At 60.4% G+C, this 17,537-nt stretch carries 7 protein-coding genes; 4 read left to right on the top strand and 3 right to left on the bottom strand.

What is annotated here, in order from left to right; genetic code table 11:
* Positions 1-55: 55 nt before the first annotated feature.
* The 3 genes from GSD1FS_RS05590 to GSD1FS_RS05580 are packed head-to-tail and all read right to left on the bottom strand — an operon-like array spanning position 56 to position 8,504.
* Positions 56-1,183: an AAA family ATPase gene (locus GSD1FS_RS05590; protein WP_155588762.1), complete on the bottom strand. Its 1,128-nt coding sequence runs from the start codon at positions 1,181-1,183 to the stop codon at positions 56-58.
* Positions 1,170-7,058, bottom strand: a complete 5,889-nt coding sequence (locus GSD1FS_RS05585) for a fibronectin type III domain-containing protein (protein WP_155588761.1) — start codon at positions 7,056-7,058, stop codon at positions 1,170-1,172. Before GSD1FS_RS05585 ends, GSD1FS_RS05590 begins: the two co-directional genes overlap by 14 nt.
* A 57-nt stretch (positions 7,059-7,115) precedes the next feature.
* Complete coding sequence (locus GSD1FS_RS05580) at positions 7,116-8,504, bottom strand: serine/threonine-protein kinase (RefSeq protein ID WP_155588760.1); 1,389 nt, start codon at positions 8,502-8,504, stop codon at positions 7,116-7,118.
* Positions 8,505-8,641: 137 nt separating this feature from the next.
* On the opposite strand from GSD1FS_RS05580, the gene GSD1FS_RS05575 reads away from it, so the two are divergent.
* From GSD1FS_RS05575 to GSD1FS_RS09510, 4 genes are read left to right on the top strand one after another with little or no spacing between them, the layout of a single operon-like run.
* Positions 8,642-14,086: a UvrD-helicase domain-containing protein gene (locus GSD1FS_RS05575; protein WP_246165894.1), complete on the top strand. Its 5,445-nt coding sequence runs from the start codon at positions 8,642-8,644 to the stop codon at positions 14,084-14,086.
* Positions 14,062-14,448, top strand: a complete 387-nt coding sequence (locus GSD1FS_RS09820; RefSeq protein ID WP_246165891.1) for a UvrD-helicase domain-containing protein — start codon at positions 14,062-14,064, stop codon at positions 14,446-14,448. Before GSD1FS_RS05575 ends, GSD1FS_RS09820 begins: the two co-directional genes overlap by 25 nt.
* Entirely contained in the window at positions 14,367-17,270 is a 2,904-nt protein-coding gene (locus tag GSD1FS_RS05570) for a 3'-5' exonuclease (protein ID WP_246165888.1), read from the top strand. The genes GSD1FS_RS09820 and GSD1FS_RS05570 overlap by 82 nt, the downstream gene beginning before the upstream one ends.
* Before the next feature lie 34 nt (positions 17,271-17,304).
* Complete coding sequence (locus GSD1FS_RS09510; RefSeq protein WP_196425038.1) at positions 17,305-17,526, top strand: hypothetical protein; 222 nt, start codon at positions 17,305-17,307, stop codon at positions 17,524-17,526.
* Positions 17,527-17,537: the final 11 nt, after the last annotated feature.

The raw sequence follows: 17,537 nt of genomic DNA, 5'->3' as shown, positions 1-17,537 counted from the left end.
CAGAATGTGCCCACGTGAGCGTTGCCGAACATAGCGCGAAATCGAATTGTTCATGTCAGGCTCCCGGAACAGGCACGTCGGCGAGAATCGATGCCATGACGTCTCGTTGCGTGCGACCGGCGAACATGGCATCCGGCGTAAGCATCAAACGATGTGCGAGCACAGGCACAGCCAATGCCTTGACATCATCGGGGATCACGTATGTGCGGCTGTCGGCCGCCGCCCACACTTGCGTGCAACGGGTCAATGCGAGCGCACCGCGCATCGATACGCCGACGTTCACAAACTCGCTGGCCCGCGTCTGCTCCACGATGCGCATGATGTATTCGTAGATCGAGTCACTGATATGCACGCTTTCGGCAATGCCTCGCATGTCGAGCACATCCCGCCCGGATGCAACGCTTCCGATGGCGGAAGCGCGGTCGTTGACGTTCGCTTCCCTGAGAATGCTGATGCTCTGGTTGCGTGACGGGTAGCCGATAGGTGTGGCGATGAGAAAACGATCCATTTGCGCTTCAGGCAGTGCATACGTGCCTGCCTGTTCGACCGGATTCTGCGTGGCGATCACGGTGAACGGTTGCGGCACGGCATGTTCAACGCCATCTACCGTGACATGCTGTTCCTCCATGACCTCCAACAGTGCGGACTGCGTTTTCGGCGATGCACGGTTGATCTCGTCGGCGAGCACGATCGACGCGAACACAGGGCCTGGGCGGAATGTGAACTCTCCACTGCGCTGATCGTAGAACGTGATGCCCACGACGTCTGACGGCAACAGGTCAGGCGTGAACTGGATGCGCTTGAACGAGGCGTCAATGGATTGCGCAAGTGCACGTGCAAGCTGTGTTTTGCCGGTTCCCGGATTGTCTTCGAGCAGCACATGCCCGCCGACAATCATTGCGGTGACGCACAGGCGAATCGGATCGGGGCTGTCTACGACTACTTGTGCCATATTGCTGACGATCGCATTGAACGTGTCACGGAATCCTGCGATCGCATTGTCGGACTGCCGATCTGCTGGGGCACTATGAGATAGTGCTGGCTCCGGCTTGGGCTTGGCTGGCGACGGGAATGCAGACAGGCATGTGGCATCGATGTCGGTACTGCGGCCAACGTCGCGACGAGCGGGTCGGCGCAGTATCGTGCTCTCGTCTATGGCTGATTGACGGTTATCGCTGGTCATATGTGCTCCTCACGATCTGTGGGCTGATGGCAGCATGTGCTGGCGTCATTGCCGGCACAGCGGTTACTGATGGGTTGCGCTGCGAGTCGAGCCATACGCTCGACGGTGAAACGCGGATCGAGGCCGGTTCGATGGTGTGCCATTCGGTGACGCTCCGGTAGTTCGGGTCAGCCGTGAAGCACACCTGCACCCGCCAACGCGTGCCGTCTTTCAGGTTGCTCATCGGAATGTCGGCGTTCGGCTTCCAATCGATTGCGCGGCCGTCGCTCAGCATCACGCTGATGGCTGCTTCCTGACCATAGGTTTCGAATGCGTCGGCCTCGGCATGCATGACGAGCGCATTGCTATTGGTGGCGGAACGGCTGACATGCACTTTGCTCTCGTCGATCACCGGATTCACCCGGTACTGGTAGGCATACGTTGCACGCACAGGCTCTCCCATATGGCCTTGGAAGTGTGCGGTGACTTCGGCGGTGGGGCAGGATTGCCATGGGTTGAGTGTGACCGAGGCCGTGCCGCTCACGGATTGGTCTTGTGGTTCAGCGGAGCCGAACCGCAGATGCACGCCATCCGCTTTGCCTTCGCCCACGCTCCACGAAGCCACGCATTTGTTGCCGCTCTCAACTCGTACGGTCGCATTCGGCACGGCGATCGTGGCGTTGAGCGTGATGGTGTTCGACACGCCATTCGCTTCATGCGACGGCTGTTTCCGCGCTTTCACCGTTGCTCGCACTTGCACATCGGCGAAATACTTCTCGATCGGCACTGAGAACTCGAGTGCGGAGCATGAGGCTTCACCATCGGATAGCGTGACGGTGGCACAGCCGGCATTGCGCATGTCGCCCAGAGTCACGATACCGTCAACATGGTCGCCGTTCTGCGTGATCAGCACAGTCGGCGGATCAGGATCACCCCATACGTCGCGGGTTTCAGCCGTGGCACTTGCTTCGCCTTCGCCTAACTCGTTGCGGGCGGCAACAGTGGCGGTGAATCGGGCGCTGTCGCTGATACTGGCATTCGGAACGTCGATGGTTGCCGACAGCGCTTGTTCCACGGTTGTCGTGCCGCTCCAGCCATTCGAGGCACTCGCATGCACAACATACGATGTGGGGCGTGAGCCCTCATACGCGGGTTCGCTCCACGTCACGGTCAGTGTGCGATACCCGCCAGCCACCTGCACGTTTCGTGGTGCGGTCGGCATGCGATCGGGTTTAGCCGTCACCGATGCGGAATCTTGCGACCAGCCAATGGCATTGCGGGCTTTGACGGCCAACGAGTAGGTGATCCCATTCGTCAAGCCAGTGACACGGCAATTGGTGGCGATGCCGCACGACTGTTCGCCATGTGAGTCTCCACCATTCCACAACACTTGGTATTCGCTGATCGGTGAGCCATTGGCATCACCCGGCATCCAACCCAGCGTCACAGCTTCATCTTGCGCTTCAACGGCGGTGGGGAGCAGCAACGGTGGCTCAGGCACGTCTTGTATCGGTATGGTGAATGTGGCTCTAGCGCGACGATGCTCGTTTTCCGTGGCATCTTGCACGACGACCGTCAGATGATGCGTTATTGCTGCAGCTCCGGTCGCTGCCGTCACATGCACGATATCGCCGTCAACTCGTACGCTCAGCTCGCTTGGATAATCGCCTGCGGCAGACACGATGTTCAACGGGGCGTCGAACGGATTGTATGCGCCGTCGAGCACATGCAGATCCGTGGATTCGCCGGGCTTCAACGGCACGGTTCGCTCTTGGATTCTGGCCAATGGGCGAGTGGAAGCGACGGTTCGCACGGTGACGCCTGCCTGCACAACACCATTGCCATAATCGACGCTGAGCGGAATGGATTGCGTGACACCCGCAGTGGCTGTGGCGTCAGCCACAACGGTGAGTATGCCACTCTCGCTGAGAGACGAGGTGAACGGCGTTGAAGCAGTGCCGCCAAAGAACCGGTATGATGCGTTGCCCGTTGAATCGGCGTGCAGCAACGCGTTCACATCGATCGTCACGGTTTCGCCAGCTGCCACATCAATCGACGTCGACGAGAACATCGGAGCGGCATTCGTGCTGCCCACCACTGTGATGGGCAGAGTGAGCACCGCGGAATTCACGATCCGTTGCGATCCACGTATGCCATCAGCCACGGTGAACGTGATCGACGCCGGGCCGGAATAGTCCTTAACAGCCGTGAACCGCACAGTCGAATCATCGACAATATGGTCGGAATCCGCCGATTTTGTGGCACTCACCGATTCCCCGCGATCGATGCGCGGCGTTTTGCCGGCACCCACACGCACATAGTCGGCGATCGGAATCGTTATCGACTCGCCGGCATGCACCCTCAACTCCGGTGCTTTCGGCCGCAGCATCGGCGCAAACACCCCGTAAGCTGGCACTTGGATAAATGCCGTCGACGACACATGGTGCTTCACGTTCGACACCGTGTATGGAATGAACTGCGTTTCGTCGGTCAAGTCGATCGACAATGTGCTCCGACCGATGACGCGAGCATGATCCGCAGCCGATGGGTCGACGCTCACACTCAACTCATCGGAGTTGCCGGAAGGATTCGCAATCCACTCCGCCACGTCTACATTCACCGTTCGCTTGTCGATCGTCGCGCTCGCTGGAACACGGTAATCGTAGGCTATGGGCGGCTGAATCGGCGCATCCGGATCCACGCTTACCTTCAACAGGGCGTGGTCGCATATGCCCGCAGCATTGCGTGCCGTATACACGACGTAGGCGGTGCCGGCCTGTGCGGGCGCCGTCAACACGATGGCAGAGCCATGAACCTCCGCATGCTCGATGCCTTGGCATTCCAAGTCGCTACTCAATGCCAGCTCGTCACCGTCAGATGAGATGTCGTTGAGCAGCACCGGAATCGACACAGCAGTGTTCGGACGCAACGAAACCGCATCGTCACGAGCCAACACCGTTGAACTCGCGGCATTCCCAACAATGCCTACGCGCACGTGTGCCTGAGCGCGACGGCCGGTCCAATCTTCAACGGCGTAACTGAACGTATCTGTTCCAGCGGAATCCGCATACGCCTCATACAGCAGGTAATCGGCTCCGGTTTCCGTCACACGCCCCAAACTCGGGGCGGTATTGCCCAAACCAAGCAGCTGTATGTCGTCGCCATCGTCATCGATGCCAGTGAGCGCGATCGGAATGCGTATTGTGCGCCCCGCCGCCACCTGAGCTTCGACATCTGCAGGGCGAGGGGCAGCCTTCGTTTCGGCACTCGATGTGTGTACATGGAACGTGATCGTGCCGGAGGCTTGGTTGCCAGAAGCATCGGTGACGGTGTAGGTAAGCGGGAAGTCACCTTCCACTGATGGTGCCTGATAGCGCACGGCGTCGGCGGAAACGAATGCCAGCCCTGAGAACGCCTGCGCATCAGTGAGCAGTTCGCTATCCAGTGCCACTGCGGTGTCGCCTTTCGGCGTTATATGATCCAACACCGAAACCGACACAATGCCGCCAGTGCGCACAGAAGCATTGATGTCACCGGCTCTCAACACCGACGAGTTCGAAAACGTAACCGGAGGCTGTACAACAATCGTGCCGGTTGACGCGCCCATTTCGTTGGCCACTGCATAGGTCAGGCTCACCGGCGAATCAGGAAGCGAACGAGCCGTGATATACACGCGTTTGTTGGCCGCAATGCCGACAGCGATGCCCGAATCGGCAGGAGTCTGCACAGTCCTCACCGACAGCACTCCACCCATCGGATCAATGTCATTGCCCAAAGGCTCCACGATCGCAGTGCCATCGGCGCTGAGCAATGCCGCATCGGTGACCGCTATTGGAGCGGCTTTTTCTTGTTGTTGAGCTTGCACGTCAATGCGAACCAGCCCCGTGGCCGCCACCGAACCCTGTTCGACCGTGTATGGCACAAGATACGTGCCGGCATCCGTAGCCTGGAATGTGAACGCCAAGTCTGTGGAAAGCATGGTGGCCGACGTGCGTTCAGGGGCATCCACCTGTGTGAGCTGGGGTGCGTTCATGCTCGTGGCATGCACGGCATCGGAAAGATAGACGGTGATCGGCGTATTCGGAACAGCCGTTCTGCTCACCGGATCGATGGAAACGGAAAGCGTGTTCGCCGGGCGCACGGTGAAATAGATCGTGCCCTCGCCAACGCTCATGCCGTCAGACACGCTGACATTCACGATGGCACGCCCCTGGGTCATCGAACCGGCGTTGAACACGAGCCGGCCATCCGCACGCGTGGACACGGTCGCCGCATCGGTGTTGGCAACCACAGCGCCCGTTAGCGTGAGCGGGTCACCATCCGGATCCGTGAATCCACCGAGCGCGTTCACCGTGTAGATCGCACCCTGCTCAACGTCGATGCTCTCAGGTTTCTCCGTTTGCTCGGGGGAGCGGTTGCGCGAGTCATCGCTCACCGTCACGACCACCGTGGCATACGATGACTGCCCATGCCCGTCAGTGATCTCATAGGTGAATGTGGCGCGCCCGGCTTTGATGGCATTCACCTGCAGAAAACGACCGTCATAAATCGACGCAACGGCGATCAGACCGTCATCGACCCCACGTATAGCAGCGATGCGCAGAACCGAACAATCACTCTGCTCATCGTTGCGAAGCGGATCGAGCACCATATGCGCTCCGACCCGCATGCTGAACTCATCATTCACAGCCCTGATCGAAGCGGAATCCAGCGAACAATGCTGTGCGAACTCATGCCGCGCACTCGTGCTGTCGTGCTGTTCGCTTTCGCTTTCGTTCGCATCGGTGTCGAGCGCATGCCACTGAATACGAATCACTTCGGTGGAGCTGGCTGGATCCCAGATATCGCCATTGGCGACGTCGTTCACCACCACCTGCCGATGATTGACGCGCAACCGCAGATCGGAGGTCGATGCCACCGATTGCAGATCCTGAAACAGCGCAGACTCCTGCGCCGAACAGGTATGAAGATAGTTCCGTGCGCTTTGCGCCCACACTGCATGCACGCAACCGTTCACCGACACCGGCGCCGTCGCAGCACCCGTACCGCCGGTATCATGCACCCGCGGTGTTGCGGAACCATCCAACTTCAACGAGACGAAAACGCCGTCTGCGCTCGCCGCCACCCAGCCATGCTGCTCGCCATCACTCGGCGGCTCCTGCAATATCAGCGTGTCCACACCATCCACCGCAACACTGGTATCGCCATAGAACACAGTATTACCGGAGGAAATCACCGGCTCTCCGTCGATCACAGTGAACGAATCAGCGTGCACGCGCTCGCCATGATTCAACGTGCACACTTCTTTCGGCGAAGTGGAAGAGCCATCCAGCCGGTGCACCTTCGCGTTCCGGCCATCGAATCCGAACACAGTGCCGTCATGAGCGACGGCAACCATGCCGCCCGCGCCAAGATCCATATTCGGATCGGTGCCGGCAGGAGAGATGGCAGCTACATCATCGGAATCACCAACCCATACTTTGCCGGTGCTGGAATCGAATATCACGGCAATACCCGCGCCGGCATATGCGCGCATCGATGCATTGGTTCGCACGCCATCAGATATCGTCACCGACGATTGCTCAACAGATGCCGTGCGCTGCTGTTCGCTCAGCAACATCACGTCATCGTGTTGAGCGACATCGAAATTCGCAGACTGTGCGCTCACGGCGGCGTTCGCTTCGCGCAGCCGCACATTGTATCTGGCAGCCTTCTGATCCGCCTGCGACGTGACCCACACCGTGCCGTCGTCAAGCCGCACCTGTTTGCGCGACACTACGTGCACGAGTATCGCGCCGCACGTGATCGCAAACACAGCCGCCAGCATCAGCACTGGCAGCAGCCAACGCTTCGCACCGGGTCTGTGCGGCGACGGTTGCTGTGGAAGCTCCCCCATAGCCTCCTCCTTATTTCGTGTCAACACCGTTATGGCAACGGCGTCAACGTGAATGTGTTATGGAACGGCGCACGCACTAGACGGTTCCGACACCGTGCGGTCAACGCGCACAATGCTCACCTGAATGCACGTGCGGGCGTCATTGCCCGCGTGCACTGTCAGTTCAGTGGCGTGCGTGGTATGCGCGGACGAGTCCGATTCCAACGACCACATGTATGCGTCGCCGTTTCGCGGGCTCGGATTCGTCCAAGTGAAGCGCACGGTCGTAGCGCTCACATACGTGCCGGCCAGCCGTTGCACAGGCGGCACAGCGCCAGCGTCAGTGAGTGAATCTTCCATGCTCCGGTCGGTTGGCATGGGCAATGAATCGGTGACGATAGACGTGCCCGAATGCGCGGAGTCGGCATTCGGCACGATGCACGCTGCGAACAGCACAACGAGAACAGCCGGTGCCGCAATCATTGCGAGCACTGCCAGCGTACGTTTGCCCTGTTTGCCGGAGCGGGTATGTCGCCGATTCCTCTCGCCGACTGCGTTGCGTGCAAGCACTGCTTGACGTTCTCGCCGTATGCGCGAAATATTCGCCGGATACGGGTCGGCGTCATCCACGCGAAGCGGCGTGACGCTCCCATACAATTCGATTTGCGCGCGCTGCAGTTCGCGCGCGAACGCGAATGCGGACGGACGCAGGTCAGCGTCACGGTTCATCGCCGCAGCCAATATGAGATACACGCTCCGCGGTACATCGGCTCGCGCGATCGGCGGCAACGGTTTCAGCAGGATGCTGTCAGTTAACTGCTGCGCAGTGCGCGGGTGATACCCGTATTCAAACGGCGACATGCCCACGAGCGAGGCATACAGCACCGCAGCCAGCGAATAGACGTCTGCCTGCTCGCTGCCTCCGCCCTCGCTGCGCAGCGTCTCAGGCGACGCCCATGGCAGCGAATAGCCGGTGCTCATGTGGTCATACGCGCCGGCGGCAACGCCGAAGTCCGCGAGCGCCGGCGCATTGCGTGCGGTGAACAGCACATTGCTGGTTTTGATATCGCGGTGCACAATGCCCGCACGATGCGCGGTGGCGAGCGCGCTGGCCAATTTGACGCCGAGTGCAAGCATCTCCTGCACATCGAGCGTGCGCGTGCGCAACGCGTTGCTGAGCGTGCCTCCGGGCGCGTATTCGAGCATGATGTAGTCGCGGCCGTCGTCGCTCACGCCCATGCCATAGGTGGCGAGAACGTACGGGTGGCCGGAGAGTCTGGTCATCGCGTTCGCTTCGGCGCGGAACGCGTTGACCGTGGCGGAATCGGCGGGCCCAGCACTGACTTTGACGGCGACGTGCCTGCCAGTGCCTTCCTGCCGGTAGAGGTGCACGGTTGCGGTGGATCCGCGGCCGAGCGTGCGCAGATGGTGGTAGCCGTCGATGTGCGGCGGTGAAACGTTCGTCATGCCCAGCCTCCTTTCCGTGCAAGGTTGTGCCAACGATACTGGAAAAATTTTTCGCGAACCTCCGGCATGTTGACTGCCTCACAGCGCGAACGTAGACTTGGCTGCGTTGTTGATTTCGGCGAGGAGGACGGGCGAACATGGGGGATATGCTTACTGCGCGCACTGCTGGCAGTGCCCACAATATTGACGCTGCGCACATTGCCGACACCGCAGTGTGCGCCGCTGTGGACGGCATGCTCGACGCCGGCGAACCGGCGACGCTGCTGGTTTCGGGGGCTCCGCGTTCGGGTAAGACCACGCTCGCCGTGCATTCGACGTTACGGGCGATGCAACGGCTCGGTGAGACGGCTGCCGTGATGATCGTGCCGAACAGACGCGTCGCCGACGTGTATTCCGACGAGATTATTCGCACGCTCGGTTCAAGCACGCGCATGAGACCGGCGACCACGCTGAACGCGCTCGCCTTCCAGATTCTCGATGACGCTCGTGAGCGCGCAGGGCGCAGCCATCCGCGTCTCATCAACGGTGCCGAGCAAGACGCGCTGCTGCATCATGTGATCGCAGTGCATGTGAAGCATTGGCGTGAAGGCGAATCCGGCTCCTGCGAGACCTGCCGATTACTGGCTGCATATTTCGAAGACGCTGCCACGCCCGCAGACGTGAAGGCGGCTGAGTTGAACGGGCAGGAGAATCAACGCCCGCTGGATTGGGCGACGATCGTGCTCGATGCGGCCAGTGATGCAGACGCGGATTGGAACGTGGAGAATATCGCGGCGAATGTGAACGCGGATTTTGTGGCTCAGGCGCGCGACATGCTCGCCAGACTCGACGAGATCGGCGCGTTGCTGCGGTTGAACGGCAATCTAGACGAACAAGGCGATGCGGTGGATTGGATTCGCCGCGTGGCATGCACGCAGGTTGAATCCGAAGGGCCTGCGGGAGTGCGGCTCTCGTTGCAGTGGCGCCTCGCCTTGGCGTTGCGGCACGAATACATCGATCTGATCGGCGAACGCTACCACGGCGAATACCGTCTCGACCCCTCATATCTGCCGCTCGCGGCCATGCACGCGCTGCGTGACGGTGACGGCGACGACGATCTGCCAACAGTGCTGATCGTGGACGATGTGCAAGATCTCACGCTATCCGGCTTGGCGTTCCTCTCCGCGTTGCGTGCACGTGGAGCGCGATTGCTGCTGATCGGCAACCCTGATGAGGCGTTGCAAAGCTTCCGCGGCTCATACCCCGAATACCTGTTCGAACGCTTCCTCGACCCGAACGGCGTGTTCGCCGCCACGCAACTGCGCTTGCCGGCGCCCACGCCCGATCCGGTCACGTATCGCGACATCGTGGCCTCACGCGTGAGCCTGTCGATCGCCACGCCCGAGCACAGTGACGAGGCGCTGCCGAACCGCCCCGGCAAACTGCCCGCGGTGGCGGGGTCGGCGTCATTGCAACCATTGGAGGCAGACGACGCACGAATCCACGACGGTTCGCTGCAAGGCCGGCTGTACCGCAATGCCACCGCCGAACTCGACGACATCGTGTGGCAGATCACCACCAACTATCTCGATGATGACGCCACGAATTGGAACGACATGGCGGTTATCTGCCACGACAACGCCGACGTGCGGCGATTCGGCGAAGCGCTGCGCAGCAACAACATTCCGGTTCGCTACTCGTCAGTGACCAGAGCGTTGGCCGACGAACCATTCGTGCGCGGACTCTTCGCGCTGATCGAACTCGCACAGTTGCGCAACGCACGGCTGGAAACCCGTTCGATGACGTTGGCGAGCGCCGCGAAATACGTGCGTTCACGCGTGCAGCAGATAGCGGACAGCTTGCTCATCGACCCGGCGAACACGCCCAGTATGAACCTCACGCAGCAGGTGAAGCATAAGCACAAGCCGACCCGCCCGTTGCGCCTTGACACGGTGAACGCGGCCATGCTGTCGCTGGAAGCATTGGCGAAAGTCACGAAAACAGACGTCGAACAGCCGCCGGAGCCAGCAGAAACAGCAGAGGAATCCTCGGGGTTCACAATGCATTTCGACGTCGATACCGGTAACGGCACCGACGATGCGGCGACCGATCAGACGAGCGCGCTCGCCGATCTGGAACGCCAGTGGAACGCCTTGGCGGACGCCGTACGTAAGGCGCATGCCGAACGTGAGCGGGAGTCCGCAATCGTCATCGACGATTCGCTGCTCGACGACACGGAGAAAACCGGCGACGACCTGCCGTTCGGCACGGATGCGCTGTATCTGCTGCTCGCCCAGGGTGACGATGACACGCTGCTGACGGTGCTCGAACACCTGTGTGGGACGGCTGACGACGACACGCAAGGGTTCATCAGACTCTGGCAGGTGGTGGGCGCGCTCGCCGCCTCCTTGCGCACGCTGCCGTCGCAAGCACCGCAATTCGCATTGGACGCGGCATGGCAGGCGACCAACGTCGCACCGGCATGGCGTGCCGAAGCCATTTTCGATTCCCCTGCGGGCAGGGCCGCCAACGATCGTCTTGACGTGGCGATGCGATTGTTCGGCTATGCGCAGTCCTACACGCAATCCGAAGAGAATGCCCCCACGATCAACGCGTTCATAGATCAGGTGCGCCAACTGCAGATCGAAGCCGACTCGTTGGCAAAAACCGCGCCGGTGGATCAAGCCGTGACGTTAACCACCCCGGCAGGCACAAGCGGTCGAGCATGGAAGCAGGTGTGGATTCCATCGGTGCAGCAGGGCGTATGGCCGAATCTGGCGGCACGCAACACGATGTTCGGCGGTGAAGACCTCATCGATCTGATCATGCACGGTGTGGCGCGTGAAGAGGAAGACCGCCAAGGCAACCGTCAACTGGAACAAGTGCTTGCCAACGAGCAGAAAAGCTGGCTGGTGGCGTTGACCCGTGCCAGTGGGCAGGTGTTCGTCAGTGCCAGCGTCAACGACGATATGACGCCATCTGACTTCCTCTACGCCTACCTGCCCGAATACTTCGACCGCACGCAACAGAGCGTTGAACAAACAGCTGACAGTGATGGAACCGAACGCCGATATCTGTATGGCGACGAGTCACTTGACGCCAGCATTCGCGGTGTGATCGCACTCGCGCGCATGACGCTCATGCATGCCAGCGAAACCAGCGGAGAGTTCAATGATGCGGTGGCGGCGCTTTCCGAACTCGCTTCACATGGCATCGCCCAAGCCGATCCGCGCAATTGGCCGTTCATGCAGGACGCACCAGGCTCTGCGAGCGTTGCCAGTGCGAGCAAGAGAAGCGCTGCCAGCGTTCAACATCACCGAGCGCACAGTTCACAGTCCGCAATTGCGGCAGCTCACACACAGCCGGCAGACCCGTTCGCGCAGAATCGCCAGCAGGTGATCAACCTGCTGCCCTCCCAAGTCGATAACCTGTGGGCGTGCGCCGTCTGCTCGCGCATGGAACGAGAATTCAGCGGTCCAACACCGAGCGGCGTAGCGCAGAACTTCGGCACGCTCGTGCACGGGGCAGCCCAATATGCCACTGCGCATCATTGGGATCTGCCAAGCGTGTATGAGGGATTCTTCCCATTGCCGGAGAGCGGCGAGCATACAGGCGAATGGTGCGACGAAGTGGTGCGGGTGCTCACGTTGAAGATGTTCAACGAATACTATGCGCCCAACCGCATGGACCCGCAGAGCATCCAAGACGCCTCCGAACGCTATCAGGCCTATCAGCGCGACGCCGAAGCTCAGAGCATGCTGCTCCACGTCGCACATTATTTCGTGTATTCGAACGAACCCGGATACTTGGGAGACGACTCGTGTGAGCTACAGCAGTCGTTTGCCGAGCAGACGTTCCGTGGGCGGTTCACGCTGGCGGATATCACCGACGCATACAATCGCGGTGAGGCAGACGAATACAAGGTGAGCGTCGACGAGATGCGCGCGATACTCGGCACACTGATGCAAGGGTGGCCGCTCGACCTGGCCGACGATCAGATCATCCAGCTGACGGGCAGCATCGACCGCATCGAAGAACGCGCAATGCCTGAAGGCGGCACGGCATGGCGCATCATCGACTATAAAACCGGCTATTCACACAAGATGGGCGAGCAGTTCAATGATTTGCAGCTCGTCTGCTACCAGCTGGGTGTCGCCTTCAATACTGACCGCGAGCCGAACAATATCGTCAGCTCAATCCCGGGCATCAGCCGTTCCGGTCTGTTCTATGTGAAAGATCAGGCAGCGCCGGCGGGAACGCGAACGCGAGTCGAATCGTACCACCAGCCGGCGCTGATCGTCGACGGTGCGATAACCCGCATGCCGTTCATCGCGAGACCGTCAGTGCGGAAACTGGAGAAACTGTTCGACGCGTCAAACGTGCCGCAGGAAACTCCGGAAGGCGTGCGCGACGAGGTGTGGCAGCATCTGCTCGCCTCGAGCAACGAGATGACATTGTGGGCGTTGTCGATGATCTCGCGTGTGTTCTATGCGGCTGCGGCGTCGCGCGCGCAAACCATCATCGCGCATCCCACGGCCGCGCACATGCAGCATTGCACGCATGGGCCGATCTGCCCGCCTGCGCCGAGGAGATGGCCACCGTGTTCGAAACGCAACTTGGCACAGCGGAACAAGCGCAGTGAATACGCATACGGAAACATATACAGAGCGGAACAGGGGGATGCAATGAGCGAGAAGAAGACGCCGAGTGACGAGCAGCGTAAGATCATCGAGGCGCCCTCCGACGCCAACGTGATCGTCGTCGCCGGCGCGGGGTCGGGCAAAACATTCACGATGACCGAGCGCGTGGTTCAACTGATCCACGAAGGCGTGCCGCCGGAGCATATTCTCGGCCTCACCTTCACGAAAAAGGCGGCGGGCGAACTGTTGTCGCGCGTCTCGCAAGCGGTTATCGACGACGCGCGCGAGCGCATGCGCTCCAACCCGGGCGACGCCGAACATATGCGCCGCGTCGCGTTCATGAAACCGGACGTGCGCACATACGACGCGTTCTTCCAATCGATCGTGCGCCAATACGGTCTGCTCGTCGGCTTCGACCAGCAAACCCAGCCATTGAGCGAAGTGGGTGCCCGGCAGATCATCACCGCCGTAGTGGGCGCTCACATCGACGACATCATGCGCGCCGGATTCGACGCCGGATCGTTCAACTCGATAGTCAACAACGTGTATGCGCTGTCGAACAACATCGCGAATTCGATGATCGGTGACGGTTGCACCACGTTCGAAGAGGCCATCGACCGCGTTCACGAATGGGATCTCGCGTTCCGCGCGCGCATCCTCGAACTGCTGAACGTCAGTGAGGAGGAAGTGCTGCGCGCCGATCCCGGGGATCCCGGCGCAAGCACGTCGAAGGCGGCACGAGCGGTGAACACCAAGCGTATGCGCAAGGAGAAGAAAGGGGAAACCTATCAGGAAACCGCCGAAGACGCAGCCAATCTCGAAGAGGCGATGCAACTGGATGCGATCAGTTGTGCAAGCCAGCTCTACATGGTGGCCATGAAACGCGATCTGCTGCTCTCACTGGTGCGCATGTATGCGGCTGAGAAAAACGTCGGCACATGGCCGAATACAGCGATTTTGTGATCGCCGCCTACCAATTGGTGTCGCGTTTCCCGTCGATCGGCGCACGCTACCGTCGTCAATACACGCATGTGCTGCTCGACGAGTTCCAAGACACGTCTACCACGCAGTCTGCATTATTATCCGCACTGTTCTATGCGGATCCCGCGCAACAGGGAGATCATGCGGCAGCGGTGAGCGCCGTCGGTGACCCCTACCAGTCGATTTACGCGTGGCGAGGCGCTAGCCCAGGCGCATTCCGCATGTTCATAGACGACTTCCATATGCCGAAAACACTGAGCCGATGTCGATCACGCGTACGCGCCGCAATTCAAGAATCGTGCTGCAAGCGGCGAATAATCTCACGAAAGTGCTGCGTCGCATAGAGAAACGTTCCAGCAGTGCCAATGCGCGCGAAGTGCGGGTGGAGGAGCTGCGCAACATCGAAGGCGGTGTGGATGAGGGCACGCTGGGTGTGCTCGGGTTCCAGACGCGCGGTCAGGAGATCGACGCCGTATGCCGATTCGTGAAACACAGCGTGGAACGCTACGGTGCTCATGATGCCGCTGGCCGGCAGGATCCACACGTAGCTGTGCTGTTCCGTGGGAAAACCGCAATGGCCGCCTATGAGGATGCACTCAAGCAGGTGGAGTTGGCTAACGGCCGGTATCTGCGCGTGCAAACGGTCGGTTTGTCTGCCTTGCTCGACCGGCCGGAGATTCAAGACACGTTGTCGTTGCTGCGTGTGGTGAGCGACCACCGCGATTCGGAATCGTTGCTGCGATTGCTTGCCACGCCACGATACGCGCTGGGTGCTGCCGACCTCAAACGGTTGAGCGACAGGGCGAACGCCCTCAACGCCGAATACCGGTTTCGTGCGCTCGTCGAAGCCGGTCTCGCCGACGAGAACACCCCGGTGAAGGAACGCGTGCCACTTATCCGCAAATATGCGCAGAATGCGCCGAACATGGTGTATTTGATCGACATGCTGCTGCGCGATGACGTGGAAGACCAGCTGCAACAGGCCCATTTGAGTGAGGAAGGTCTGCTCGGTGTGCGGCAGGCGGTGACGGCGATGCATCAGGTGCAGGATGCGATGTATCAGCCGATCGCCCAAGTGATCCGCACCGCAGTGGAGGCCCTGAACCTCGACGTCGACATGCTGCTCGCCGGCAGTCTTGCCGATGCGCGTTCCGTGCCGCAGGATGTTGCCCATGCCCCTATCGACGCGCTGCTTGAAACGGTGAACACCTATGTGAGTGAGATCGCACAACAGCAACACCCGACGTTACGAGGATATTTGGCCTACATCGGTGGCGCGAGCAGCAAAGACATGCCTGAAGTGAGCATGGATATGAGCGATGAGCCTGCCGACGTCATTCTGATGACGGTGCACCAATCCAAGGGTTTGGAATGGGATGCCGTGGCAGTGGTGGGCGTCGAGGAGCGCGACTTCCCGTCGAACCAGGGAGACTACCTGAGCATCAGCACCGGCGAGGCGCAGGGCTCTACCTCGGATTGGGAACCGCCGCTGTACCGCGAAAGTGCGCACAGTTGGCTGGAACAACCCCAGGCCGTGCCTGTGCCGATTCGAGTGGACGCGAACATTCTGCCGAAATTCCCCAACTGGCAGCCAACGGACAATCCGGATTCCGATGAAACGAGCCAGCCCAGCACGCCGATCGCCGCATTGCAAGGCATTGACGATGTGCTGGGGTTGGAAGACGAGGCATTCGGCCAGATCCGTGAGGAACTGCGCAATTTCGGCATCGAATCGATGGATCCGGGTGAACGCAAGGATTGGGCGCTCTCGCAACGCGAGGAGCGTGGCCGTGCCCTGCACGCCGATGAGCGTCGCCTGATGTATGTGGCGTTGACGCGCGCCAAGCACGATGCACTCGTCACCTACAGTAGGCGCCCCACATTGAGCCGCATCACGCCGGAAACCGGTTGGCCGAAGAACGCGTCGAATTTCTGGGTGGAATTGAACGATGCGCTCTGCACATTGCCAGTGAAGTCCAGTGACGCGGAATCAGAGAGCTCCGAGGAATTCTCGCAGCGCATCATTTTGCAATCCTTCGACAATCAGCCGTCACAGCATCAAGAAAACGCCGCGGTAGACACTGACGCGGCGCTGTCGTTGCGTGCGCGCGGAGAGAAAACTCCGGAAGGCGTGATCATCGGGGAACATGCCGACGAATTCAAAGCGAATATAGTCGACGCGGCATGGAACGAACCGGTCGAGGAGATCAGCGGAACGGCTGATCTGCCATGGCCGGGAAAACTGAGCGACGACGTGCGCTCCGCGTTGAACAAGGGTGTCAGCAACGTGCTGAAACGCCTAACGGCGAGCGGCGACACAGCCGAGCCACGGCACGAAGCGCCGCGCGCCGCACAATCGTCGTTGCTGCAGCGTGCGCGCCTACTCGTCGCCGAGAACGAGACGCTGATCCGAGAAGACATGACGCCTCAGCAGATCGAAGCGGCTGTGAGAAAACGCGGGCAACGTCTGCTCGATGCCAACGCTCGCCTGACCACCACCGGCTTGCAGCGCAACGCGTCGAAAGGCGAGAACGCCACCGAATTCGCATTGGAAATCATCCGCCCAGTGCCGCAGATCAGTTCGGTCGAAGCGCAGGCGGGCACGCGGTTCCACGAGTGGGCGCAGCGCTACCTGCAAGCGGAGCGAGATCCGGAATCCACGGTGAGCCGCACAGCGATGGCACAGCGCGTGCGAGAACAAGCCAGCAAAGAGGCCGAACACGACGGCAAGCCGAGCAATCTGACAGTCTGGCAGCAACGATTCCTCGAATCCGCGTGGCCGAATCGCGAGCCGGCGGCAGTCGAACAAGCGGTGTCGACGTTCGTCACCGGAATCGGCAAACGCGTCGACGCGAAGCTCGACGCGGTGTTCTACGGAGGCATCGATCCAGCCGACGGAAACATCGCCTACACGGTGATCGACTGGAAAACCGGTGCGCGGCCACACAACGCCAAGCAACGTGCAGACAAGCTCGCACAGCTCGACATGTATCGGTATTTCTGGTCGAAACAGACGGGCGTGCCGATGGAACGCATCGACGCCGCGCTGTTCTATGTGAGCGAGCCGGAGCCACAGCAGGCGCTGATCGTCGCGCCGCGCAAAACCGAGCGAGAGATCATCGACGAAATGCGCAGGGGAGTGCCGGAATCCTCCGACAACGACTGAAGATCCACGCAATTCGACAATACGTGCGAATCTGGTGGAATCTACACTGGTAGATAATATCGAACAGGTATTGGCGCCGAGTCGAGTCGAACGCTTCCAGTGCAAGAAACAGCGCAGATCACGGATCTCGCATCGCTCATTGCGCGCGACGCGGATGTTCGGTGACGGGGAAACGCACGTCACCGCCGCTTCGCGCGTCGACTCCTCGGCAGCCGCACTATGCGGGCGGGCGCATACGGCAACACACAGCACATAGAGCAAGGAGTG

It is taken from the genome of Bifidobacterium canis, from assembly GCF_009727065.1.
Taxonomy (GTDB): domain Bacteria; phylum Actinomycetota; class Actinomycetes; order Actinomycetales; family Bifidobacteriaceae; genus Bifidobacterium; species Bifidobacterium canis.
Note: the sequence above shows the minus strand (reverse complement) of the source record. Positions and strands in the feature narration are given on the sequence as shown.